Source organism: Neobacillus sp. PS3-12, from assembly GCF_030915385.1.
Lineage (GTDB): Bacteria > Bacillota > Bacilli > Bacillales > Cytobacillaceae > JAEVLT01.
The window spans coordinates 5,264,690-5,289,979 of the sequence record NZ_CP133268.1 but is presented as its reverse complement, the minus strand read 5'-3'; the positions used below and the strand labels follow the sequence as shown (position 1 = coordinate 5,289,979).

Below are 25,290 nucleotides of genomic sequence, written 5' to 3'. Positions count from 1 at the left end.
CTAGAATCGTAATTTTTCATATTTTCTAAATATAATGATAAGACTTACTTGTTGCATATACAACTTCGTTGTTGCGATATATGCAACAAAATAAAAATTTTTTAATAATTTATTTAAAAATAGAAATATTAAGTATATTCTCTTTCCAATTATAGGCTTTTCTGTTATATTGTCCACTATAAAGCAACGATGTTTCTTATAATGAAATTATTAAGGAGGTATTTATGTGGGTAATGATGAAAAAAAACAAGAGGATCAATATCTTTCTTCTGTAAAAAATGCACTGCGAATCTTAAAATGCTTTACCCTCGATGAGCCAGAAAAAAAAATAAGCGATCTTAGTTTATCACTTGGATTAAACAAAAGTACGGTTAGTCGTACAATGGCAACTCTCGCAAGCGAAGGCTTTGTTTATAAAGACCCGGAAACAAAAAAATATCGTTTAGGTTTTTCCATTTTAGAATTAAGCGGTATCGTAAATAGCAGTATCGATGTGTACCGAGAATCACAACCAATTTTAATGAAGCTAGTAGAAGCAATCGGTGAAACAGCTCATATCTCTGTATTGGATAAGCTAGATATAGTTTATCTTTCTAAAGTAGAATGTAACCATCCCGTACGCTTTTTAACTTATGTCGGCAAGCGTAATCCCCCTTATTGCACTAGTTCAGGAAAAGTTTTACTGGCTTTTTCCAGTGAAAGTTTGTTGGACCAAGTTATTGAAAAAGGGTTGCATCAATTTACCAAAAGTACTATAACAGATCCTCAAAAATTACGCAGCCATTTAAAACAAATCTGCGAAAATGGATTTGCTTACAGTATTGAAGAATTAACGGAGGGAGTAACTTCAATCGCGGCACCAATATTTGACTATAAAGGAAATATTATTGCCGCATTATCAATTGTCGGCCCGATCCAAAGGATCCAATCCCACAAAATATCTGGATATGCCAAAAAAGCGATTCAAGCAGGATTGGAGATTTCAAGAAGAATGGGGTACCGAGGATAGTTATAATCACACAGATTTAGACATAGCCCCATTAACATAGTGGCTATGTTTTTTTGTTTTTCTTTAGGCAGAAAACTTCATTTAAAATAAAAATCAAGCATAAAATGACAAATTCCTACATATAATTTTAATTATTTACAAAATATATGACATTTATCATTTTACTTTAGGGTGTCAATTGTCATATGATAATTGAGTAATTTGTGATGTGGTCATAAAATCTTAATAATTAATTCAAGGTTAATATTAATGGATACTGTCAAAATTACTACCTGGTCACAATAACTTTCTATATGCACTAATTTTCCGATAAACGAGATGTTTTTCTGTATTTTATCGGATAGGAAAAGAGGATACTAAATTGGATTTAAACGCACTTATTGCACCAGACTACTATAACATTGCGAATGAAATTGATAAGCATTATTCCGACAAAATTGCTTTGAAATGGGAAAATGGAAATGGAGATCATAAAACCATTACCTATGCAGAGCTAATAAAAGAAGCCAATAAGCTTGCAAACGGATTAACAAAACTCGGATTAAATAAAGGTGACAGAGTAGTTGTCATGACTACACGCCTTATTGAATCATATGTTATTTATTTAGCATGTTTAAAAAAAGGTATTGTGATTAGTCCTTCCTCTGAATTACTTCGAGCGAAGGATTTAGTATATCGCTTAAACCACTCTGAAGCAAAAGCGGTAATCTCTTACTATCAATTTATTACTGAATTTGAAAATATAAAGGAAGAAACACCTTTCTTAAAATATAAAATTGCTTTTGGACAAGAAGTAGAGAACTGGCTTTCAATGGAAAATATAATGAGCAATGAGTCAGAAACCTTTGAAACTGTTGCAACAAAAAAGGATGATTTTGCGATTCTTGCCTATACCTCAGGTACAACAGGTATGCCTAAAGGGGTTGTCCACAGTCATGGCTGGGGCTTTGCCCATTTAAGAATTTCTGCACCCCTATGGTTAAACATCCATGAGGATGATACGGTATGGGCTACCGCAGCACCCGGCTGGCAAAAATGGGTTTGGAGTCCGTTACTTGCGATCCTAGGCTCTGGAGCTACAGGCTTTGTTTATAACGGGAAATTTCATCCACATAAATATTTGCACATTCTTCAAGATCATAAAATAAATGTTTTGTGCTGTACTCCAACAGAATATCGGATGATGGCGAAATTGGATGACATTGCATCATTTAATCTGTCTCATTTACATACTGCAGTTTCTGCAGGTGAAGCGCTAAATAGAGAAGTTATTGATATTTTCAAACGTAATTTTAATCTGCAGATCCGTGATGGTTATGGTCAAACAGAAAGTACGTTATTAATTGCCAATTTAAATGTTGATGCGAATAAAATCGGTTCAATGGGAAAACCAATTCTCGAAGAATTTGTAGAAATTGTTGATGAAAATGGCCAACCGCTTCCAGTCAATGAAGTTGGAACAATTGCGGTACGCAAAGATTTTCCTGCGCTTTTTAAACAATATTATAAGGACGAGGAAAAAACAAAAAACTCTGTTCGAGGGAATTATTTCATAACCGGAGACAGAGCATCCAAAGACGAGGAAAATTATTTCTGGTTTCAAGGAAGAAATGATGATGTCATTATCAGCTCAGGATATACAATTGGTCCTTTCGAGGTAGAGGATGCATTAATGAAACATGAATCGGTTAAGGAATGTGCTGTTGTTGCTTCCCCTGACCCAATTCGCGGGAATGTTGTAAAGGCCTTCGTCGTCTTAAAGGATGGCGTTCAAGGGAATGATTTATTAGCAAAAGAATTGCAGAACTTTGTCAAAAAATTAACAGCACCATACAAATATCCAAGGATTATTCAGTTTATTGACACGTTACCAAAAACAGATTCAGGAAAAATTCGCAGAGTTGAATTAAGAAACTAATAAAAAACATTTAAGGTAAAGCAGTCTAAATTTATGTATTAGGCTGCGTTTTTTTGAAAAAAAATAGGCATCAAAAAAGGAAGAGACTCAGTCCCTTCCTTTTTTCGAATGATTAATGCCCCATTTCAGCATCATCAACATGCTTTATATGTTTAAAATTGATTCCAATAAAAATAACGGATACCATTACAAATATAGCTCCAACAATAAAAGGTGTACTTGAACTATACCATTCAGCAAGTTTTCCAGCAAGATACGGAGCAATGGCCCCTCCTATAAATCGTAAAAAGCTATACGCTGCAGACGCAGTTGATCGCTCAACTGGTGCTGCATTCATTACAGCAGTCGTTATGAGGGTATTATTATTACCTAACAACGCACCAGCTAAAATCACTGCTGCAATAGTTACCCATTGTGTTGATGTCCAAAGCCCCATTGCAAGCAGCAGGAGTGCAAACAATGTCAACATTGTACACATTGACTTTACTGTTCCAAATAATTGCTGCAGTCTTGGTGCCATGAATACAGAGGTAATTGCGAGCAATATTCCCCAAGCTAAGAAAACGTACCCGATACCGTGCACATCCAAGCCCATTACAAAAGGTGCATAAGCTAATAAAGTGAAGAACCCGAAATTGTAAAGTGCAGCTCCAATTCCAAAAACTAATAGTGAACGGTGTTTTAAAGCGCGAAATGGATCTAATAGCGACGTTTTAGCCCTATTCGGGCTTGTTGAACTTGACTTCGGCATTAACATAATCAAACCAAAAAACGCAACCACCATTAGTGCGGCAACCCCAAGGAAAGGGCCTCTCCAGGAAAAGCCTCCTAACCATCCGCCAAGCAACGGCCCAACGGATATTCCCAGCCCAATTGCTGCTTCATACAAAATAATTGCCTTTGCTGTACCGCTGTTTGAAAGTGACACGATGGCAGCTAAAGCTGTAGCCACGAAAAGAGCGTTGCCTAATCCCCAGCCCCCTCGTAATCCAACAAGAGACCATATTCCGTTTGAAAGTCCTCCTAAACCAGAAAATAAGGCAATTACAATAATCCCCATTACTAGCGTCCATTTAATTCCCAATCTTGATGAAATAGCACCAGTGATGAGCATTGCCACTGCCATCACCGCATTATAGCTAGTAAAAAGCAAAGTAACTTCACTTGGTGTAGCTTGAAGGTTTTTTGCAATTGCAGGTAAAATTGGATCTACTAATCCAAGACCCATAAAAGCAATCACACAGGCAAAAAAGACAGCCCAGACTGATCTTGGTTGGCTTAATAAGCCTGTTTCTGCCTTAGCAGATGAAACAACGGTTGCTGACGTTGTTGACATAGGTGGTGGTGTTGATGACATCTTTACTTCTCCCCTTAAATTAAAATTTCGCGCCATTAACAGTAATGTTGATAGATAATAATCGCAATTTTTAAAATTTTCTCAGAACCACATATGATTGTATTATACAACTATTTGTTATTGTGTCAACATTATTTTTCTCATTATTAGACATTCCTTCTTTAGCTGCCCTATTTCATGTTATTACATTTTCTGAACTGATGTTCATCATTTTATAAAAGGGTTGCTGGTGTGTTACGATAAAGTTAAGATCGAAAGAAAAAGTGAGGAAAATAACATGGAAGAACATTCGTTGGAGAACCTTGAGCTTGAACTAGCGATTTTATATCGTCGAATCAACTCAATATCTTCTCATAATAAACTTGGTCCCCTTGACCGATCAGCATATTTGTTGCTGCATCAAATCACTTCACATGGGTCTGCAGGAGTAAAGGCTTTGGCAGATGAATTCAAACTAGACATCTCTACAGTAAGCAGACAAGCAGCTGCTTTAGAAAATAAAGGATATATTTATAAAATTCCCAATCCAAAAGATGGAAGGGCTTATTCCTTTCAAATAACAAAACTTGGCTTAAAGGAATATACTGAATCAAAACAAGTGCGATTGGTCAGAGTAAAAAAAGTTTTAGAAAATTGGTCTAATGAGGAACTTAATCTATTTGCTGAGCTTTTAAATAAATTCAACCGAAGTGTTCTTGAAAAGTCCTAAATTTCAAATACAAAATCCACCAAGCCCAGACTTGGTGGATTTTGTATTTGAATTTAAATCATATTATTATTTTAACATATTAAAAACTTGTTCAACGTCCTTATCACCGCGGCCCGATAGATTCACGATAATGATATCATTTTTTGAAAGTTCTTTTGCTAATTTAACAGCATAGGCAACAGCGTGTGAACTTTCAAGAGCAGGAATAATTCCCTCAGTCTTTGATAGCAATACGAAGGCATCAAGTGCTTCCTGTCCTGTCACTGTTACATATTGAGCTCTTCCCGATTCTTTCAAAAAGCTATGTTCGGGTCCCACACCAGGATAATCAAGACCAGCTGCAATAGAATAGGTCGGCTTTGGTTCACCGTTATCATCAAGCAGTGTGTAGCACTTAAAACCATGAATAACAGCCGGTACACCTTCCGATAATGACGGAGCTTCTGCAGGCTCTACTCCAATTAGCCGAACATCTGGCTCCTCAAGATAATGTGCAAAAGCACCAATTGCATTGCTCCCGCCGCCAGTTGCCGCAATCACTGCGGTAGGTAATTTCCCTTCTTTTTCGAGAATTTGTGTTTTCGATTCTTCACTTATAATTGACTGAAAATGCTTTACCATCGTTGGGTATGGATGTGGGCCTACAGCAGATCCTAGCAAATAAAAGGTATTTTTATAATTTTGAACTAGATCATTTAAGGCTTCATCCACTGCATCCTTTAATCGCCCCTGACCTTTTTCAACAGGAATTACCTTTGCTCCTAATAATTCCATTCTAAAAACATTAAGTGCCTGTCGCTCCATATCGACTTTTCCCATATAGATGACACACTCCATGTCAAACATGGCACATGCGGTTGCAGTTGCAACACCATGCTGCCCTGCACCTGTTTCAGCGATAATTCTCTTTGCTCCCATTCGTTTAGCTAATAAAATTTGTCCGATTGCATTATTAATTTTATGTGCTCCAGTATGGTTTAAGTCTTCTCTTTTAAGATATATTTTCGCTCCGCCTAATTGTTTAGTTAAATTTTTTGCTAATGTTAATGGATTTTCACGACCAACATATTCTTTAAGGTAATACTTAAACTCCTCAATAAATTCCGAATTATCCTTTTCTTTCAAAAAATTCTCTTCTAAAATATCCAATACTTCCTGGAGTGCTTCTGGAACAAAGCTTCCGCCAAACTGTCCAAAATAGCCTTTGTTTTCGGTATTAGCACTAGTCATTCTTTACTCAACTCCTGAAACTATTTTTATTCTCTCTCCTATTATATCTAACTAGCTAGAATATTCCTAATTTTTGATGATTATGCTGTCAATGAATCGCTTCTAGTATGCATATATTGTAAAATAGCAATAATATATTAGAACTGAGGTGCTATGATGAAATCAATTTGTGTTTTTGCAGGTTCTAATCTTGGAAACAATCCAGAATTTAAGGAGAAAACTCAAGAACTGGGAAAAGTCATTGCAGAAAAAGGTTTTTCTATTATTTTTGGCGGTTCAAGAAATGGCTTAATGGGTGTAATTGCCAACGAGGTACTAAAAAATGGCGGTAAGGTGATCGGCATCATGCCAAGAGGTTTAATAAAAGGCGAAAATGTTCATTCCCATATAACCCAGCTTGTTGAGGTTGATACTATGCACGAGAGAAAAGCAAAAATGAGTGAATTAGCAGATGGATATATTGCCCTTCCAGGTGGATTAGGGACCTTCGAAGAATTATTTGAGGTTTTGTGCTGGGCTCAAATCGGCATACACAAAAAACCGATAGGTGTTTTTAATATCAACAGTTATTATGATCCCTTCCTAAACCTGGTAAGCCATAGTATTCAATCAGGGTTTTCGAACGATGCCCCAAAAAGGATTATTAACTCTTCTTCCGAGCCAGAAACATTACTTTCCATGATGATGAATTATGTTCCGAATATAGCCGATTACAAATGGAAGCAACAATAGATACCAAATGCTTTTTTCACCAATCAACAGCCCCTGGTCTCAGGGGCTGTTTTTATTTCCCTAGAGAGAATAGAATGCTCTTTTTTAGAATTAAACGGTTTGTAAATTTTCAGAATTAACATCTTTTTTATTTTCATTTTTATTTATGGTAATGTATAAATACACGTTTTTATTTTACCAGAATAATATTTTTAAATTTGAGTTTTTGTGAATAGCATAAATATTAGACAACTTAGAGGTGAACTATGGAAACTACAAAACCAATTTCTGAATATGATGAATCTAAGCCAAAGGAAAAGCAATTAGAACGTAAATTAAAAACAAGGCACCTTTCCATGATCGCTATTGGAGGTACGATCGGTACAGGTTTATTTTTAGCAAGCGGATCACCAATTCATACTGCAGGTCCCGGCGGAGCCTTACTCGCTTATCTAATTGCAGGATTGATGGTATATTTCATCATGACCAGTCTAGGTGAGATGTCCGCATTTATTCCAATTACAGGTTCATTTAGTACTTATTCTTCCAGGTTTGTGGACCCAGCATTAGGCTTTGCAGTCGGCTGGAATTACTGGTATAACAATGCAATTATTGTGGCCCTTGAATTATCTGCTTCATCATTAATTATGAAATATTGGTTTCCTCATACTCCGGGTATTTTATGGAGCGCTATATTTCTTCTGATTATTTTCGGCCTTAACGTTTTATCTGTCAAAGGATACGGTGAATCAGAATTTTGGTTTTCAATTATTAAAGTTGCAACAGTTATTATTTTTATTATCCTCGGCTTATTAATGATTTTTGGCATTATGGGCGGACATACTGGTGGATTTGATACATTTACGAAACACTCCTTTAAGGGTGGGTATGTATCTGTTATTAGTGTATTTATGGTCGTCGGATTTGCTTTTCAGGGCACAGAGCTCGTAGGGATTGCAGCAGGTGAAAGCGAAAATCCTGCAGTAAACATGCCGAAGGCGATCAAGCAGATATTTTGGCGAATCCTTTTGTTTTATGTTCTTGCCATTTTTATTATCGGCTGTCTAGTAAGCGCAAATGACCCGCTGTTATTAAGCTCAGACGTAAAAGATATTGCTGTTAGTCCGTTTACACTTGTATTTAAACGGGCAGGTTTAGCCTTTTCGGCTGCAGTAATGAATGCAGTTATCCTAACAGCTGTACTTTCTGCAGGAAATTCTGCTCTTTACGCTGCCTCCCGAGTATTATGGGTTTTAGCGGAAGAAGGTAAGGCACCTCGTTTCCTTCGTAAGGTAAATAAACGCGGACTACCAACAAACGCACTTTATCTTTCAACGATCATTGGAATGTTGTGCTTCTTAACCTCGTTGTTTGGTGATGGTACTGTATATAATTGGTTATTAAATGCTTCCGGTTTAGCTGGATTCTTATCATGGCTTGGAATTACGATTACCCATTTTAGGTTCCGAAAGGCCTATGTTGCACAAGGACGAAAACTTAGTGATCTGCCATATTTATCGAAATGGTTTCCACTTGGTCCAATTTTAGCGACTATATTGTGTCTGGTTGCCATCTTTGGGCAAAACTTCGAAGCATTTTTTGGACCTAAACTTGATTGGTATGGAGCATTAGTTTCCTATATCGGTCTTCCACTATTTTTAATCGCCTATTTAGGTTATAAATTCGTGATGAAAACAAAACTTGTTCCATATGAACAAGCTGACTTCAACCAGGAATAAACACTTTACGGGAGATTTATTATGTTAACATCAGCAGAAATTGAAATTCGGTCCCTTCACTCAATGGATGAACTCAATGAAGTAAGGACATTAGAAAGTAAAATCTGGGGAGAATACGATTCAATCCCCACTCACCAAACGGTAACCACCGTTAAAAACGGCGGTTTGGTGTTAGGGGCATATTTCGAGAAACAATTAGTTGGTTTTCAATATAGTTTTGCGGGTTATAATGGAAAAGAAATTTACCTTTGTTCCCATGTTCTCGGAACCGATCCCCGCTTTCGTAATCTGAAAATTGGTGAGAAACTGAAGCTTGCCCAACGTGAGGAGGCCAGGAAACTTGGCTACACACTCATAACTTGGACTTATGATCCATTGGAAAGTGTCAATGGATACTTAAATATTGGAAAACTTGGCAGTGTATGTTCGATTTATATCCCAGATTGTTATGGAGAAATGGAAGACCTTTTAAATAACGGAATTCCTTCCAATCGTTTTCTTGTGGAATGGTATATAAACCTGAACAATACTAGAGAAACAAAGGGAGCCAATATTACATTTACTCAAGCTGAACGAAACTCTCTTATTCGCTTTGAACTGCATAAAGATGGATATCCAATCCCAAAGGCTATTCTTCCCCTCCCTATGCAGGAATCTACCAACTTGTTTGTTCCCATCCCCCAAAATTTTCGAATGATTAGGGAAACAAATAAAGAAACAGCAATGGAGTGGAGATTAAAGACTAGAGAAGTATTCACTAATTTGTTTCGGGAAGGCTGGGAGGTAACTGGTTTTAAGAAGATAAATCTGTCTGAGGTCCCGATTCATTTTTATATCCTGTCAAAAAAAGATGGTTTCCCTAATAAAAATGATCTTCAAAATGAAAATTAATCGAGTAATTTTAAGACATAATTTACAACTGTCATAAAAAGCAAAAATCCAGTTTTTCTTCTTCAAAGAGAAATTGGATTTTTGTTTTTTCTCTTAAAACAAATTACAATTGACAAGTTCTTTTAGAATACCTTCTCTCATATTATGTATTCCAATTTAAAAAATTTATTTCTCACTTTTCTTAAGCTGTTCTAATATTCCTGGTGGGTAAACTAAGCGGCAAATAATTTTTGCAATTTCATTAAAATCTATTGGAAGTCCACTTTGTTTTTCTAGTTCATGAATATTATTCATGAACATCATAATTGTCCACGTAACCGTATTTAAATCCAGATCATTCCATGTAAGTCCCTTTTCCTGTGCTTGTTTCAGTCTAGCTAAAATTCTAGCATGAATCTTTTTCTTTGCCTTTGTCAGAATTTCAAGAAACTCGGAATCCTTAGGCAGCAATTCAGGAAGAACACGGTACAATCCAAGTTCATTTAGTTGTATATAATGTTTTTCTAAAAGATGCGCCAGTCTCTTTTCCGGATTTATATTAAACCATACCGGCTCAGGCGGAGTTAAAAGATCAATGTGATCTTCTAGCAAGGCCATTAAAAGCTGTCGCTTATCTGCAAAATAACGATAAAATGTGCCAGTTGCCACTCCCGCATGAAGGGCAATTTCCTTTGCAGTTGTTTGCTCGTATCCCTTAGAAAGAAATAAAACACGTCCGCTCTCTAGTAATGCTTTTCTTTTTAATTGTGCTCGTTCCTGCTTAGGAATAAAAGGAAAGCTGCCGACTAGCCCTTCTTCTCGATCTGACATAAGATCACCTCCTACACATCATAACACAAAACAAAAAGTTGAACTATAATTCATCTTTTAGTTGACAGCTGTTTGCAAACCTGTGATACTTGAACCATGGTTCATGTTATTTTCCATTCCCCTGGTTCTTTTACCCTTGACCACTCGGAGTGAATATCACATGTCTTCCCTAATGTTAATAAAATAAAATTTTTTAAATTTATGATTCTTTTACCTCGCTTTATTGGTTTTTTTTATTTTATAATAGACTAATAACCAAAGTTGGAAGGTGTTGAATAATATGGTACAAAAAAATGAAAATAAAAATATCTCTGTTAACTCTACAATCTCCTTAAAAGGAATTGTGAAGGCCATTTTCAACGATACCATTCATGTCCAAATTGGTGGGAAAATAATTACCATTCCTACTTCTGATTTCATGCTTGATAAAACAAATCCTGCTAAATAAGAAATTTCTAGTTGTAAATTAAGTAAAGCCCAACAAGATTATTTAATTGTTGGGCTTTCTTTTGTTAACTTATTATTATTTGATTTATGATAGTTCCAATTCATTTATAATTGTATTTTGGATGTTCCTGATTACGTCACCACGGCTAATCACACCAACAACTTTGTTTCCCTTATCAATCACTGGTAATTTTTTAAAATGATGCTTGGCAAGAATAACTACTACTTGCTTCATATCGTCCTCAGGTGAAACAGTTACAATGCCTCTTGTTTTTGCAATTCTTAAAATAGGGAGTTCTGCCAATTCACTTAAACGGCTTTCCATATTTTGCTCTTCAATATAGGTGATTAAATTAAAATAATCCTGAATATGCCGATCAATTGGTTTTATTGCTCGTAGAATATCTCCATCGGTTATAATCCCTTTTAATATACCTTCATCATTTACAATCGGCAGTCCTCCGATCTTTTTGTCGACAAAAGTTTTCATAACCTCTTTAATTGTCGCATCTGGACGAACAGATATAACATCCTTTATCATAAAATCTTTTACCTTCATTTTCATAGCAGACACCTCATCCCATTGATTTCAATTTGATTTAAACAATTGGTCGACAAAACGTGAACTCTAATTCAAGTATTACACTACCAATATTTAGTGTCAATATCAGGAATAAGGAGGAAATTTACTATTTTGTTAAAACATAATAATATTTTAGTCACTTTTTCTGAATTGGTTCTTGTTCCTCTGCCATTTCAAGACCATATGCAAGCTTAGGGTTCTGTTTTGCTCTTTCCTTACTGCTATTCCGCTCAATTCTAAGATTTTTTAGCATATACATATGAATGAGCGCTTCTGCCCCAGTAATAATGAATGCAGAGATGATGCTACCCCAGGCAATTTGAAGATAACCGTTTAACACCGTTGGACCAAATATCCACACGCTTACATAAGCCAGGAAAAAATCAGCAACCAAAGTGTTCCTGTTCCCTATCCTTGGCAATAGAATACGGTCCCCTATTAGATAGGAAACAATGGTAAGGAGCAAACTAAAAGTAGCTATTTCTATAAAATCAGCATTAAAAAATAGGTCTAGCCCAATTGAAAACGCAAGATAATTTGAGATAAACTTTAACAGTAAAATAATTGTATTTTTCATCGCAATAACCTCCTATTAAAGTAATAACCATAATAAAAAAAATTAACCCCTATTCAAATGCTATTTTTACAAAGAAAAAGAAAACCGAGCTTGAGATCCAAGCTCGGTTTTCTTTCAATAAAAATTAGAATTCACCTTTTGTGAAAACATCAGTTAGTACTGGAATAATTTGTTTTTTGCGGGAAACAACGCCTTTTAATGTTGCAGTATTATTGGAAAGCTTAACATTATACGCTTTTTCTACTGCTGCAGCCTTAGTTCCTAATGCAAGTCCTACTGAATCGTTTGTTAAAATATCAGTTACAACAAATAAGAAAAGGTCCAGATTCTTATTTGCAACCACTTTAGAAATAGCCTTTTCTATTTCAGCTTGACGGGAAAGAATATTATTTGTATCCACCGCATTTACTTGGGCTACCTCCACTTTGCTATTACCCATTGTAAATTCTTTTGCGTCTAGAGAAATAAGCTGCTCTGCTGTTTTATCGCCTAGGTCAGCACCTGCTTTTAACATTTCAAGACCATAAACATTTGCATCTACACCGGCAATTTCTGCTAATTCCTTTGCAGCTGCAACATCTTGTTCTGTGAATGTTGGAGATTTAAACAATAATGAATCAGAAATAATGGCTGAGAGCATTAGTCCTGCAATATTTTTTGGAATTTGTTTACCGTTTTCTTTGTACATTTTGTTTAAAATTGTGCAAGTGCATCCTACAGGTTCACAACGGTAGTATAATGGGTCCCCTGTTTCGAAATTTGCAATTCGGTGATGGTCGATAACCTCTAAGACACGAACTTCATTGCGATCACTTACACTTTGCTGTGCTTCGTTGTGGTCTACAAGGATAACAGAATTTACTTCGTTTGCAACTGTTTCAACTAAGCGTGGAGCTTCACCATTAAAAGTATCAAGGGCATATTGGGTTTCGCCATTAATATTTCCAAGACGAACAGCCTCTACATCCATTCCTAATTGTTTTTTCAAATCTGCATATGCAATTGCCGAGCAAATTGCATCTGTGTCCGGATTTTTATGTCCGAAAATAAGTACTTTTTCCATTTAACTTCTCCTTATCCAGTAAATTTTATGATCAAGCCTACAATAGTTTATATTAATGAGACTTTCCCTAACGAAATTATATATGAATCTATACTAGGTTTCAAAAAATATTATCGTGATTAATGGAAAAAGATAGCTATATTCTATTATTTTTTTCATCAATTAAAATCCCCTCCAAAAAAATTGAGGGGACTTATTATTTATTTTTTAAAAATTGTGGGTTGTTTTTCAAAAAGTTTTTCCAAGCCATCTTCATTCCTTGTTCAATTTCTTCCCTAGGAGCACCTATTCTTTTTTCCGTTCCGCCATAGCCAATTTCATGAAATCCATTTTTCAATCCATTAAAAATGGAGTCTGCAAAATCATCTAATGGCGCCCCAAATGTATGTAATCCTACACCACCTAAATCAGTATTAACAGCAGGTGGCAAAACTTCGATCACTTCGATATTTGTATTTTCTAATTGATGACGTAATGTTAACGTAAAGGAATGTATTGCAGCTTTTGTAGCACTATAAATCGGCACCCAAACTCCAGGCATGATTGCTAGCCCAGATGTAACATTAAGGATGGCTGCATTGTTTTGCTTCATGAAGTGTGGAATAAAAAGCATCGAAAGGTGAATTGGCCCCTCCACATTAATGGCGATCTCATTCTGATAATAATCCCAATCATTTTCTGAATGAAGCAAATTCACTCTTTGTTGGATTCCTGCATTATTCACTAACATATTAAGATTAGGGAATTCACTCATTACCCATTGAAAGAGTTTTATGCGATCATCTTTAATAGATACATCACAGCCCCTAATGACTAGTTCCGGAAATTTCTCCTTTGCCTCTTGAAGCTTTTCGATTCGGCGGCCAACAACAATTACTGTATTGCCTTCCTTTAAAAAACGTTCTGCAAAAGCTAAACCAATTCCTGATGCTCCACCTGTAATTAAAATTGTATTTCCGGATAACTTCATTAATAATTCCTCCAAGCTAAAGCATTTATAAAATCCAATTACCATCATTATATTTGCCAATCAAAAGTGAATCCATGCTATTAAAGTACTAACTCCATCAGAAGCCCACATTAAAATAAATAGTGATTTATAACTAAGTTAAAAAATCCCATTTTCTATACCAACTCGGCATTGATTTTTTATGTAAGGAAAGTTAACATGAAATAATATTATACTATAAAAGTATGGGAGTGCTAGCCATGTTAGAAGATTTCAAGATCAGAGATGCACAGTGGGATGATTTACCAGCAATAGTAGCGATCTATAATTCAACTGTTTCCTGTCGAATGGTTACAGCAGATACTGAACCAGTATCCGTTGAGAGCAAGGATGGTTGGTTCAAGGAACATTCATCAACTTCAAGACCATTATGGGTAGTCGAAACACAAGGAAAAATTTGCGGATGGTTAAGTTTTCAATCCTTTTACGGCCGGCCTGCCTATCAAGCGACGGCTAAGGTTAGTATTTATATCCATCAGGAATTTCGAGGCCGAAAATTAGGAGAATTTTTGATAAAATCTGCAATTGAAGCCTGCCCTAAGCTTCATGTAAAAACATTGCTAGGGTTTATCTTTGGACATAATGAACCTAGCTTAAAATTATTTTCTAAAATTGGTTTTGAGAAATGGGCACATCTCCCTAAAATTGCTGAATTGGATGGGATAGAACGAGACTTGATTATTCTTGGTAAAAGAGTTAATTAAGTTAAAAAAATAAAAATGGCAGTCCCTGTCTGCCATTTTTATTTGACACAGCTTTTTATTTTACTGAGTCATCATTTCATTTCCTTTTTTACTCGAAAGTTTTTTTCGATTTCGAACAAACGCTATAATTAGTAATATCCCCGGAATAATGATTTGAAAAGGCCAATGTAAATAAATAGGTACTACTACAAGACCTTCTTTCATATCTTCACTATAATTAGAAGCAATCGCTCCTGCTGCAAAAATGATTAATAGCCCTATGGGAAAGATAATTTTTTTTTGGTCTTTTAACTTAAATAAATCTGCTGTTCCAGCTACTGCAGCATAATAAAAAACTCCAATTTTGATAAAGCCGCCAACAGTTAGATATAGCATAAATAAAACATCAAGCCGCTCAAGAAAATTTAATAATTGAATTCTTTGGATGGCGCTTAATAATGGGAAAGGAGAACGAATAAACAAATCTACCCCCAAAGTTGTAATATCAATAAGTGACGTGATCGTAATATTGATTCCACTTAATACCATGGCAAACATACAAATGGATCTTGCCTTTTTTGGTTCACTTAAACAAGGGAGGAGCATCGTAAATACGATCATCTCTCCAAAAGGAAAATTAATCGTTTCGGACACTGTCGTTTTTAAAACAGGAGCAAGTCCATTTTCGAGTATTGGTTTTAGATTCTCCATATGGATTAACCCTGTAAAAACAATTAATAGCCCTCCGACAACGGCCATTATATAGACAACAAAGAAAAGTAATTCCCCTACCCTTGCTAATACTTCAAGCCCTTTATAAACCGCATAGATGATTGTTAACATCATTAAGGACATAATAACAAATTGGGGAGTTTGGGTATATATAGTCGAAGTAAGCAATTCCCCAAAGTCCCGTAAAATCCTTGCCGCTAAATACATATAATAATTGACGTAAAGAAAGCCAATTACCCAACCTACCCATTTTCCGATTATGTTTTGAACATAACTAGTGAATAGAAGATCCGGATAATAGGAATACAAACGATAATAGATTTGAAAAAGTAAAAGGCCCCCTACCATTCCAAGCAGAATGGATATCCATGCATCCTGCATTGCTTGTCCTGCGAGCCCTACCAAAATTGCACTCCCCATTTCGAACAAAAATGCAAGGGAAAACAATTGAAAAGCACTTATCTTAATTTTGTCCATCAATCTCACTCCCCATACAATGGGTTACTTGTCAATGTTGCTTAAGAATGGTTCATTGCGGATACCGTGACGGCGAAGATACATCTCAGATTTAACAGAGAATTCTAATGTAGAAAACTCTTCATTCCAATTATTCTTTAGTTTCTTCCATTTTTTTGGATATGCTCGATGGATAGATTCGCCAAACCCAAAAATATCACTTTTTTTTAATTGAACCGTTTTTATTGAATTGCTTACTTCTTTTTTTATTTCCTCCCCAACCATATCTTCTAATTTCTTTATAACTGCAGGGTCGGTTATCTTCACTGAACTATTTACCTGTTCGATGTCCCCTTCTGCCCTAATCGCTACTTGTATAAAAGGCTTTCCATTTCTTATGGATGGTGAAAACTTAACATTTGATCTTCGGACAATAACACCTATTGCCTTTTTTTTCCCTTGCCAATCAACAAAAACATCTGTTCCGTTTACCTTATTTAAAGTCCACACAACACCCCTTGCTTGATTACCGTCAATCCAGCCTATCAATTTCCCGCCTTTAAAAATGGCCAGGCCATCGATTTCGATAATAACACCAGGTTTATCTGTGGCAATATTACTCATTTTGTCTCCCATCTTTTGTTTACCGGGCAGAATGACCCCATTTGTAAATGGTTCCTTCCCACTGCTGACAATATCCTTTATAAAGTCATCAATTGTAATCTTCGTATTTTCTCCCAGCATTGCTTCTGTGACATTCATCGATTTGACAATTTTATTAACTGGGATTTTATCAAGAATCGTTAAAGTTGAAACAACATTCTCAGCCGAGGTATCCTTTGCGATGAATAGTTGAGTTGTTGTCCGAAAAACGGGATCCCGATCCATTATATCGAGCAAATCCAATATCCCATCTTTGGCAACCTGTTCGCTTATCACAACTGCATTCGTATGAGCAAAATAAACTTTCCTTGAAAGTTTCTTTGAAGCTTTGCGGGTTGCATCAAATAAACTTTTGCCAGTACTTTTATAAACCGCAACAGGAGAGCCTTGACCACCTCCCATTTGTGATGCCGCCACATTTGCTGGATTTACGATCTCAAAGGTGAGGGTATAACCTTGGTTATTTTTTGCTTTGTCGACCCCCAGAGCCATCACAAAGGCTAAATTTGGTAATTCCTCCTGATTCCAGCATCCAGACAGCAATGATACGCTCAAAAACAACACCAAAAAAACTCTTATGTACTTTTTCATTGCTGATCACCCTTATTAGATTCAGATGATTTTTCCTGGTCTTTTGGGGGTCCCGGTTTTTGATTACTACCCGTTCTTACCACATTCTCTTTTGCCATTAATGGAGGACGCTCTTTGAAAGTATAAATGGGAAAACGAAAAATTGTATCCTGTTGGTGCCTTAAATTGAATGGTGCTAATGGAGACATATAAGGAACGCCAAACGATCGGAGAGAACACAAATGGATAAACATTGCCAAGAGTCCAAGCATGATTCCAAAAAAGCCTAAAATAGTAGATAGAAACATCAGTAAAAAACGAACCAATCGCGCAGATATGGCCATTGGAAATGATGGAGTTGCAAAGTTTGCAATTGCTGTTAAGGATACAACAATAACCATAACAGGTGATACCAGACCTGCTTGAACGGCAGCTTGGCCAATAACGAGGGCACCGACAATTGAAACTGCCTGTCCCACGGCCCTTGGGAGCCTAAGTCCTGCTTCCCTTAAAATCTCAAAAGTTACTTCCATGATTAATGCCTCAACAAAGGCTGGGAATGGAACATTCTCCCTTTGAGCTGCAATGGCAATCGCCATCGGGGTAGGGATCATTTCCTGATGGAAGGTTGTTGCGGCAATATATAACGCCGGTCCTAGCAGGGCGATAAAAAAAGAAAGTACTCTTAATAACCGCAGGCTCGATGCAATGTCAAACCGAAAATAATAATCATCGGGCGCCTGGAAAAATTGGATAAACACAGATGGTGCGGTAATGATAAAAGGGGTACCATCTGCAATAATTGCGACCCGCCCCTCCAACAGCTGTGAAGCCACAACATCCGGTCTTTCCGTCATATATGTGGTCGGAAAAGTTGTCATACTCTGATCTTCGATACACTGTTCAATGTATCCTGATCCAAGAATGCCGTCCATGTTAATCCGCTTTAACCTTTTTTTTACTTCATCAACAATCTTGTCGTTCGCAATCCCTTTAATGTACATAATGCCAATATCAGTTTGAGTAACTGTACCAATTTTCATTGATTCAAGCCATAAATTTGGGCTTTTTATCCGCCTTCTGATCAGTGCTGTATTTGTCCGCAACGTTTCAGTAAATGAATCCTTTGGACCACGTATCGATAATTGTGTTGTTGGCTCTGTAATGGAACGTTTTTCCCAGCCTTTTGTTTCAACACTAATCGCTTCTGCAAATCCATCAACGAAGATAATCGTATTTCCCGACAGCAATGAATCATAGACTTCATTCCAGTTATTAATTACTTGAAAGTTTCCTAACCGGTTGCTTTTTCTACAATAAATTGAAATGGATCTGAGGTTGTTTCTCCTGTGTCTTTTACAACAAGTTCTATAAAAAAATCACTGATCATGGTATTATTTGCTAAACCATCAATATAGATAGCAAACCCTTTTACTGAATCAAAATACATTTCTCGGAAAGCTACATCACCACTATTCCCAAGTTCTGCTTTGATCCAATCAAGATTATCTTTATAATGTTTTTGGATAGGCAAATTTTCGGGGTTGCCAGGGTCCTGATTCTGCCGGTAATTATCATTCTGCTTTACCTTGGTTTTCATGTTAAGTAACTTCGACAAAATCGACACAGTTCCCGCCTCACTTAAGCAATGTAGGTTATTTTTATATTTACCAAAACTTATTTTTTTATCCAAAAATTGCACTTAATAAGTTTATTAGTTTTTTATCGGAGTGCAATTTTACCAAACCGATTGTTCTAAAAAGTATCATTCAATAAGCCAGTATAGAAAAAAGTTGTTACGCAAAAAATAACAACATCAAAGCTGTAGGTGAGACAATGAAAATATTTTTTATCTTTCTTCTATTGTTGGTCTCCTTGATGTCCCTCATTCTTATGCTTGATTTAATTATGGGGTCCAATTTCAATCAGGCATTGCCGAACTTACGCAAACCTTTTGAGGTTTCTGATCCATCCGAACTTTTCATCGTTTTTGTTTTCATTTCTATACTGATTTTAAAACCTATCATTATGTACCTGGTTAATAAAAAGGCAAAAACTTCTTCTAACAAAAATTAACATAAAAAGCTTGAGGAAATACAATCCTCAAGCTTTTTATGTTCCATTTATCCAATTAAAAGTCGAACATTTTCAATCTCAATTTCTATATTTTCGTAGTTTTTATTATTTGCTTTGGCCTTTAAATCAACAGACAATTGATGTTTTGGATCTTGCACAAAATGAAGTTTAGTTTCACCCATATCCAACGTCTGTTTATTACGGGTTCCCTTTAATTTAGGAAAAACTTTGGTTATAAACACCCATTCTTCATCGGAAAAATCTTTCATAACAAATGCTTCGTTGATGGAAACAATTCCAATCTCCTCTGTATTAGGTTTCATCATGTATTTTCTCGTAAATTGAAATTTTTTTTGATCATCCATTTGTAAAAACATAATTTGCAAGTCACTGTTCGGTATTGGTTTTGTATAGATCATCCTAAACGGCAAGCTTTTCTTTAATAGACCGCCAAACATTTTAAAGGTCACTCTTTCGGGACCTTCTAATTCAAGGCCACGTTCTAATAATTCCTGTTTTATTTCGTCTAGAGCATCTGTGTACAAGCAAAGTCCAAAGATTCCTCTTTTTCCACAATTATATTGATGTACCCACTCTTGCTTCCATCCGCCGCCGTCAACTTTTTTTAAATACGGAAATTCGAGATATTGGTCACCAATCCAAAGGTTAGCGACTTTAAAACCACTTGTTCCCTTTCCCTTTTCCGGGTCAAACGGAATATCATATTCTTCAAGCTGCAGCTTTAATTCATTCAACTTTATTGGATCATGATCAATATGTATCACAAAATGGTCTAGTCTTAACAAATTCTCACCTTCATTCACAGGAATTATTTTTCCATTCTAATTTATATGAATTTTAGGAATATCTTACTACAAAAAATCCATTCTGCCTATATAACAGAATGGATTTTTGGAATTTTATTGGAATACTACTTCGTTTTTTAGTTTTGTTGTTGTTCCGATGATATCATCGGCAAGACTAATAGCGGTGATCACAGAAACTCCGTCAGCTCCAGCTTGAATAACAGACCTGGAATTCTCAACCTTAATTCCGCCTATTCCTACAATAGGAATGTCATAGCCCTTTGCTCGAAGGTCTTCGATTAGCTTAGTACCTGCTGCTGCTTTGGCATCTTCTTTTGTTGAAGTAGGAAAAATAGGTCCTATTCCAAGATAATCAGCCCCATTCTGAATTGCATGATCAACCTCTGCTAAAGTATGGGCGGAAACGCCCAGAATTTTGTCGCCAATTTTTTTGCGAACCTCTCCAACCGCTTCATCTTCTTGACCGATATGTACACCATCTGCACCCAGTTCGAGTGCTAATTCAATATCATCGTTTACGATAAATGGTACACTATTTTTGCGGCAAAGTGCTTTTAATTCTCTTGCTAAATCGTATTTTTGAGAACCTGCCAATGCACCAAGGCCTTTCTCCCGAAATTGAAAAATCGTGATTCCGCCTTTAATTGCATCTTCTAATACTTCAGTCGGATTTTTATGGCAATTGATACTACCAGAAATAAAATAGACCTTTAGAACGTCTCTTAGTTGTTGTGAATCTATTCTTGCCACAGTTTTTTACCCCTTTTTTGATTAAATGCCCAATGATTCGTAGGTCCGTGACCTGAACCAATTCCCAGATCGAATTCAATCGCTGCTTGAATAAAGTTCTTGGCTGTTGCAACGGCGTCATAGATGGAAGAGCCTTTTGCGAGTTCTGCAGTGATGGCTGCTGAAAATGTACAGCCAGTGCCATGAGTATTTTTTGTCTCGACCCTGTTTGAGGTAAAATAAAACAATTCTTGCCCATCATATAAAACGTCTACAGCTTCATTTGTTTGCTCATCATGGCCGCCTTTAATCACTACATTTTTTACCCCTAGATCAAGCAATTTTTTTGCCGCTTCTCTTTTATCGTCCATTGTTAAAATAGACATGCCTGTTAAAACCTCAGCCTCGGGAATATTTGGCGTAATAATCAGTGATATTGGCATAAGGTATTTTTTCAAAGCATTGACCGCCTCGTTTTGGAGCAACGAGGCTCCTCCTTTTGCGATCATTACTGGGTCAACTACAACCTTACCCCAATGAAATTGTTTTATCTTACCCGCAACAGCCTCAATAATTTCAGCATTAAAAAGCATGCCCGTTTTTAATGCGTCGGTACCTAAATCTTCCCCAATTGACTCTATTTGTTTTTCAACAGCTTCAGCTGACATCGGATATACCGCTTGTACCCCAAGGGTATTTTGGGCGGTAACTGCTGTTAAGGCTGACATGCCAAAGACGCCTAATTCCTGGAAGGTTTTTAAATCTGCTTGGATCCCCGCTCCTCCGCCGCTATCTGAACCTGCAATTGTTAGTGCTTTTTTTACGGTCATTTTATATGCTCCTCTTTATACAACTTTTTCAAAACTCCCATATTGATTTATTTCATTTTCAGAAACCTGGGAGAGTTTGTCCAATAATTCAATTTGGAAACTTCCAGGTCCTTTGTCAACCGTTTCTCTAGCGGCCATCTCCGCTGTTACACCATAAAAGGTTAATGCGGCTACAGCTGCTTTTACATAGTCCTTTTCAACTGCAGTAAAGACACCGATAATAGAAGTTAATAAACATCCTGTACCTGTTACCTTTGTAAGAAGCGGATGTCCATTACGGACAATATAGGTTTCTTTTCCATCGGAAACGATGTCTTCTTTTCCAGTAATGACCACCACTATATTGAATGTTTTTGCCGTTTGGACAGCAAGTTCAATCATATTTCCTTGAACCTGGCCGGCGTCCACTCCTTTTGTCTCTGTTTGAATTCCTGCTACATTGGCAATTTCAGAAGCATTTCCTCGTAAAACAGAAATTTTTACTTCACTTAAAATTCGTTTAACTGTTTCTGTTCGGTAGGGTGTTGCTCCTGCACCTACAGGATCCAAAATAACGGGTACCCCATTTTCGTTAGCGGACTTCCCGGCAATAATCATTGCATCAACGACTAAACTAGTAAGAGTCCCAATATTTAAAACTAATGCCCCTGCAATTTTAGCCATATCGGCAACTTCTTCTGCTGCAAACGCCATGACAGGTGAAGCCCCCATTGCCAAAAGTCCGTTTGCAGTAAAATTCGTTACAACCGTATTGGTAATGTTATGTACAAGTGGGTTCACTTCTCTAATCTTTATTAAAGTTTGACTTACTGAATGATTGTCCATTCCTATTCCTCCAAAGGTAAAATTGTAATAGGCCAGATTCGAAGAAGAACCTAGCCAGAAAGTTTAGTGAACATTGTTTTTCACTACTTTCCTACGCTGGGATAATCCAGATCAGGTTAGAAGGGTTAAAAAGCATACCGCTTTCTTCTCAGCCCGAAAAAGGCACCCCTAGTAGTTTACTCCATTTATTTTAACAAAATAATCATAGCTCTACTTTTTTCATTCGTAAAGAGAAAACCAGAATTATTTGGGTTTTTCGTATTTTAAGGCATGCTCACTATCACCAAGCCCTTTTGTGGTAGGGTCTTGAACAATTCCAAGCATGGATAAAACAATAAACAAACCATTTGCACAGGAAATAACGTCATTTATGGTTTTGTCGGTTAATTGGAAGTGGACCACTCCCAACGAGTTTAACCCTGCAATGATAACCTGTGCAACGAGAAGAAGCTGGGAAATAAATGCAACTACCCAACTCTTATTTTGAAATCGTACTTTCCAGTTAATCAATCCTCTCCCTCTCCTTATGTTACTATATTTGTTTGTATAATATATGCGGGAACTATCAATCGGTTGTACAACCTAAAGATAATTTTTGTTTTTGGTATTCTTGGCCTGGAGCTTTGGTTCCACTTTAAGTTAAGTAGGTATCAGTGGTCTTTTTTTAAAAATAAATTTATAATGGATAACGATTAAATTTTTACTAAAGGTAAGGAGATCCATATGAGTATCCTTTCTCCATTGTGGAGTTGGTTTGTACGTTTTTGGAAAAAGAAACATTTAACTCAAATACTATTATTAATCGTTCTTGTATTCTTCCTTGGTACGATTTCTTATTTTGGCTGGTTAGCCAGCAGGGCCAATGTCCAGTCCCTAAAAGAAGGATTAAGTCAGCCCACTGTTATATATGATAAGAATGGAGCGGTTGCCAGTAATGTGGCAACAAATCGGATATCAGGGATATCGATTAAAGATGTACCTAAATATGTTCCTAATGCTGTGGTAGCAATTGAGGATGAGCGTTTCTATCAACATGGCGGATTTGATATCCGTGGTATTGCCCGTGCCTTTTTCGGGAATCTATTTGCAGGTCATGTTACCGCGGGCGGAAGTACCTTGACCCAGCAGTTGGCGAAAAATGCTTTGCTCTCACCAGAACGCACTTACAAGCGAAAAGCGGAAGAATTATTTTTAGCTGTTAAGCTTGATAAAGTTTACACAAAAGATGAAATACTGCAAATGTATTTAAACCAAGTTTATTTTGGCAGCGGTGCATGGGGAATTGGTAATGCATCAAAGAAATATTTTGCGAAAAATATCAATGATGTAACGATAAGTGAAGCGGCAATGCTTGCAGGATTACTGCATGCACCTAACTCACTCGACCCTTATCAGCATTATGACTTAGCGATGAAACGAAGAAATGTGGTTTTAGCAAAAATGAAAGAACTGGGAATGATCACGGAAGAGGAATATTCTAGTGCAATTAAAGAGAAAATTCAGCTTCGTGACGGCGGAGGAAGTAATTTTGACCGAAAGTACCCATACTATGTTGACGCAGTCCTAAATGAAGCCATTTCTAAATATGGCTTGACCCAGGATGAAATTCTTACTAGGGGTTATCGAATATATACTGAATTAGACCAAAACATGCAATCAGGACTTGAAAAAGTGTATAGCAAGAATTACTTGTTTCCAACAGGCCGTGGCGGCAAGCTGGTTCAAAGCGGAGCGGTTTTAATGGATTCGACTTCTGGCGGTGTTCGTGCGCTGGTCGGCGGACGGGGAGAGCATGTCTTTCGGGGGTATAATCGTGCGACCCAGTTAACGGCGCAGCCGGGTTCAACAATGAAGCCTCTTGCAGTATACACCCCTGCACTTGAACAAGGCTATGATTATTCCTCAGAGCTGGTAGACCAGCCTATTTCATTTGGCACTTATAAGCCTGAAAATTACACGCGGACGTATGCCGGACAAGTACCAATGTATAAAGCTGTAGAGGAATCACTTAACGTTCCAGCTGTATGGCTGTTAAATGAGATTGGGTTGGATAAGGGAATAGCAGCCTTAAAACGTTTTGGTATACCCGTTCAGAAAGAAGATAAAAACCTTGCTATTGCTCTAGGCGGAATGAGTAAAGGAATCTCACCGCTGCAGCTTGCAGATGCTTTTTCCACATTTCCCAATGGCGGAAAGCGTGAGGATAGCCACTTGATAACAAAGATTGTTGGGCCTACAGGAAATGTTATCGCAGAGCATAAAGAAAAAACAACAAAGGTAACTTCCAAGTCCGTTACCAATAAAATGACATCCATGCTCTTGAATGTCGTCGAAACTGGAACAGGAAAAAGCGCCCATATTAATGGTGTCCAGATAGCCGGAAAAACTGGCTCTACACAGCTTCCATTTCCAGAAATAAACGGAACGAAGGACCAGTGGATGGCAGGCTATACATCGGACCTTGTCGGTGCTGTCTGGATGGGATATGACCAAACCGATCGGGAGCATTATTTACCTAGCAGCAGTTCAGCCAACGTAGTACCTCTATTTCGAGAGATCATGCAATCAGGTCTTCCTTATGTAAAGCATGCTAACTTTGAAGTAGATTCTATTAATACTCAGCTTGCTAATAAAAACCAGACTCAAAAAGTGATTCAGGAGCAAGCAGCAAAAATCAGTCAGCAATTACAAGATAATGCTAAAAAAATAGGACAAACAATTAAAGAACAAGCACCAACATGGAAAGAGGGAATAAATCAAACACTCCATAACCTTGGCAGAAGCGTTGATACCCTCATCCAAAAATTACAAGGTCTCAACCATTAAGAAAAAACTCCTTCCAAACA

Annotated in this window: 25 protein-coding genes and 1 riboswitch; of the genes, 9 read left to right on the top strand and 16 right to left on the bottom strand. The window is 36.9% G+C overall.

Annotated elements, in window-relative coordinates:
* Positions 1–226: 226 nt before the first annotated feature.
* Complete coding sequence (locus RCG17_RS26490) at positions 227–1,009, top strand: IclR family transcriptional regulator (RefSeq protein ID WP_308172992.1); 783 nt, start codon at positions 227–229, stop codon at positions 1,007–1,009.
* Positions 1,010–1,370: 361 nt separating this feature from the next.
* Positions 1,371–2,927 (top strand): acyl-CoA synthetase MbcS, encoded by a 1,557-nt coding sequence (mbcS, locus tag RCG17_RS26485; protein ID WP_308172991.1) that lies wholly within the window; start codon positions 1,371–1,373, stop codon positions 2,925–2,927.
* Positions 2,928–3,039: 112 nt separating this feature from the next.
* Here the strand turns inward: mbcS and RCG17_RS26480 are convergent, their stop codons facing one another.
* The gene (locus RCG17_RS26480) at positions 3,040–4,263 is read right to left on the bottom strand and encodes an MFS transporter (RefSeq protein ID WP_308175967.1); all 1,224 of its coding nucleotides are present in this window, start codon (positions 4,261–4,263) and stop codon (positions 3,040–3,042) included.
* Positions 4,264–4,561: 298 nt separating this feature from the next.
* Here RCG17_RS26480 and RCG17_RS26475 point away from each other — a divergent pair, with 298 nt between their 5' ends.
* Complete coding sequence (locus RCG17_RS26475) at positions 4,562–4,993, top strand: MarR family winged helix-turn-helix transcriptional regulator (protein WP_308172990.1); 432 nt, start codon at positions 4,562–4,564, stop codon at positions 4,991–4,993.
* A 66-nt stretch (positions 4,994–5,059) separates the two neighbouring features.
* On the opposite strand, the gene trpB is transcribed toward RCG17_RS26475, so the two are convergent.
* Positions 5,060–6,223, bottom strand: coding sequence for a tryptophan synthase subunit beta (gene trpB, locus RCG17_RS26470; RefSeq protein ID WP_308172989.1), 1,164 nt, complete (start codon positions 6,221–6,223; stop codon positions 5,060–5,062).
* A 156-nt stretch (positions 6,224–6,379) separates the two neighbouring features.
* Here trpB and RCG17_RS26465 point away from each other — a divergent pair, with 156 nt between their 5' ends.
* The 3 genes from RCG17_RS26465 (at position 6,380) to RCG17_RS26455 (ending at position 9,564) form a co-directional block, all read left to right on the top strand.
* Entirely contained in the window at positions 6,380–6,955 is a 576-nt protein-coding gene (locus tag RCG17_RS26465) for an LOG family protein (RefSeq protein ID WP_308175966.1), read from the top strand.
* 245 nt (positions 6,956–7,200) lie between these two features.
* Positions 7,201–8,673 (top strand): amino acid permease, encoded by a 1,473-nt coding sequence (locus RCG17_RS26460; protein WP_308172988.1) that lies wholly within the window; start codon positions 7,201–7,203, stop codon positions 8,671–8,673.
* Between the two features lie 21 nt (positions 8,674–8,694).
* Positions 8,695–9,564: a GNAT family N-acetyltransferase gene (locus RCG17_RS26455; protein WP_308172987.1), complete on the top strand. Its 870-nt coding sequence runs from the start codon at positions 8,695–8,697 to the stop codon at positions 9,562–9,564.
* A 165-nt stretch (positions 9,565–9,729) separates the two neighbouring features.
* Here the strand turns inward: RCG17_RS26455 and RCG17_RS26450 are convergent, their stop codons facing one another.
* Positions 9,730–10,374 (bottom strand): TetR/AcrR family transcriptional regulator, encoded by a 645-nt coding sequence (locus RCG17_RS26450; RefSeq protein WP_308172986.1) that lies wholly within the window; start codon positions 10,372–10,374, stop codon positions 9,730–9,732.
* Between the two features lie 280 nt (positions 10,375–10,654).
* Here RCG17_RS26450 and RCG17_RS26445 point away from each other — a divergent pair, with 280 nt between their 5' ends.
* Complete coding sequence (locus tag RCG17_RS26445) at positions 10,655–10,822, top strand: hypothetical protein (RefSeq protein ID WP_308172985.1); 168 nt, start codon at positions 10,655–10,657, stop codon at positions 10,820–10,822.
* An 84-nt stretch (positions 10,823–10,906) separates the two neighbouring features.
* On the opposite strand, the gene RCG17_RS26440 is transcribed toward RCG17_RS26445, so the two are convergent.
* From RCG17_RS26440 to RCG17_RS26425, 4 genes are all read right to left on the bottom strand, one after another.
* Positions 10,907–11,386, bottom strand: coding sequence for a CBS domain-containing protein (locus RCG17_RS26440; RefSeq protein ID WP_308172984.1), 480 nt, complete (start codon positions 11,384–11,386; stop codon positions 10,907–10,909).
* A 154-nt stretch (positions 11,387–11,540) separates the two neighbouring features.
* Positions 11,541–11,981 (bottom strand): YndM family protein, encoded by a 441-nt coding sequence (locus RCG17_RS26435; protein ID WP_308172983.1) that lies wholly within the window; start codon positions 11,979–11,981, stop codon positions 11,541–11,543.
* 124 nt (positions 11,982–12,105) lie between these two features.
* Positions 12,106–13,044, bottom strand: coding sequence for a manganese-dependent inorganic pyrophosphatase (locus tag RCG17_RS26430; protein WP_308172982.1), 939 nt, complete (start codon positions 13,042–13,044; stop codon positions 12,106–12,108).
* A 196-nt stretch (positions 13,045–13,240) separates the two neighbouring features.
* Complete coding sequence (locus RCG17_RS26425) at positions 13,241–14,014, bottom strand: SDR family oxidoreductase (RefSeq protein ID WP_308172981.1); 774 nt, start codon at positions 14,012–14,014, stop codon at positions 13,241–13,243.
* Positions 14,015–14,253: 239 nt separating this feature from the next.
* Between RCG17_RS26425 and RCG17_RS26420 the strand changes: the two genes are divergently transcribed.
* Positions 14,254–14,757, top strand: coding sequence for a GNAT family N-acetyltransferase (locus RCG17_RS26420; protein WP_308172980.1), 504 nt, complete (start codon positions 14,254–14,256; stop codon positions 14,755–14,757).
* A 60-nt stretch (positions 14,758–14,817) separates the two neighbouring features.
* On the opposite strand, the gene RCG17_RS26415 is transcribed toward RCG17_RS26420, so the two are convergent.
* From RCG17_RS26415 to RCG17_RS26380, 9 genes are all read right to left on the bottom strand, one after another.
* On the bottom strand, positions 14,818–15,945 hold the full coding sequence (locus tag RCG17_RS26415) for a GerAB/ArcD/ProY family transporter (RefSeq protein ID WP_308172979.1): 1,128 nt from the start codon (positions 15,943–15,945) through the stop codon (positions 14,818–14,820).
* A gap of 24 nt (positions 15,946–15,969) precedes the next feature.
* Positions 15,970–17,178 (bottom strand): Ger(x)C family spore germination protein, encoded by a 1,209-nt coding sequence (locus tag RCG17_RS26410; protein WP_308172978.1) that lies wholly within the window; start codon positions 17,176–17,178, stop codon positions 15,970–15,972.
* Complete coding sequence (locus RCG17_RS26405; protein ID WP_374120986.1) at positions 17,175–18,437, bottom strand: spore germination protein; 1,263 nt, start codon at positions 18,435–18,437, stop codon at positions 17,175–17,177. Before RCG17_RS26405 ends, RCG17_RS26410 begins: the two co-directional genes overlap by 4 nt.
* A gap of 14 nt (positions 18,438–18,451) precedes the next feature.
* The gene (locus tag RCG17_RS28415) at positions 18,452–18,850 is read right to left on the bottom strand and encodes a hypothetical protein (RefSeq protein WP_374120874.1); all 399 of its coding nucleotides are present in this window, start codon (positions 18,848–18,850) and stop codon (positions 18,452–18,454) included.
* A gap of 430 nt (positions 18,851–19,280) precedes the next feature.
* The gene (locus RCG17_RS26400; RefSeq protein ID WP_308172977.1) at positions 19,281–20,039 is read right to left on the bottom strand and encodes a hypothetical protein; all 759 of its coding nucleotides are present in this window, start codon (positions 20,037–20,039) and stop codon (positions 19,281–19,283) included.
* Positions 20,040–20,153: 114 nt separating this feature from the next.
* Positions 20,154–20,810: a thiamine phosphate synthase gene (gene thiE, locus RCG17_RS26395; protein ID WP_308172976.1), complete on the bottom strand. Its 657-nt coding sequence runs from the start codon at positions 20,808–20,810 to the stop codon at positions 20,154–20,156.
* Positions 20,798–21,619, bottom strand: coding sequence for a bifunctional hydroxymethylpyrimidine kinase/phosphomethylpyrimidine kinase (gene thiD, locus RCG17_RS26390; RefSeq protein ID WP_308172975.1), 822 nt, complete (start codon positions 21,617–21,619; stop codon positions 20,798–20,800). Before thiD ends, thiE begins: the two co-directional genes overlap by 13 nt.
* Before the next feature lie 15 nt (positions 21,620–21,634).
* Positions 21,635–22,444, bottom strand: a complete 810-nt coding sequence (gene thiM, locus RCG17_RS26385) for a hydroxyethylthiazole kinase (RefSeq protein ID WP_308172974.1) — start codon at positions 22,442–22,444, stop codon at positions 21,635–21,637.
* Between the two features lie 71 nt (positions 22,445–22,515).
* A riboswitch (TPP riboswitch) is annotated at positions 22,516–22,624 on the bottom strand.
* A gap of 63 nt (positions 22,625–22,687) precedes the next feature.
* The gene (locus RCG17_RS26380; RefSeq protein ID WP_308172973.1) at positions 22,688–22,954 is read right to left on the bottom strand and encodes a phage holin; all 267 of its coding nucleotides are present in this window, start codon (positions 22,952–22,954) and stop codon (positions 22,688–22,690) included.
* A gap of 213 nt (positions 22,955–23,167) precedes the next feature.
* Here RCG17_RS26380 and RCG17_RS26375 point away from each other — a divergent pair, with 213 nt between their 5' ends.
* The gene (locus RCG17_RS26375) at positions 23,168–25,270 is read left to right on the top strand and encodes a transglycosylase domain-containing protein (protein WP_308172972.1); all 2,103 of its coding nucleotides are present in this window, start codon (positions 23,168–23,170) and stop codon (positions 25,268–25,270) included.
* Positions 25,271–25,290 lie beyond the last annotated feature (20 nt).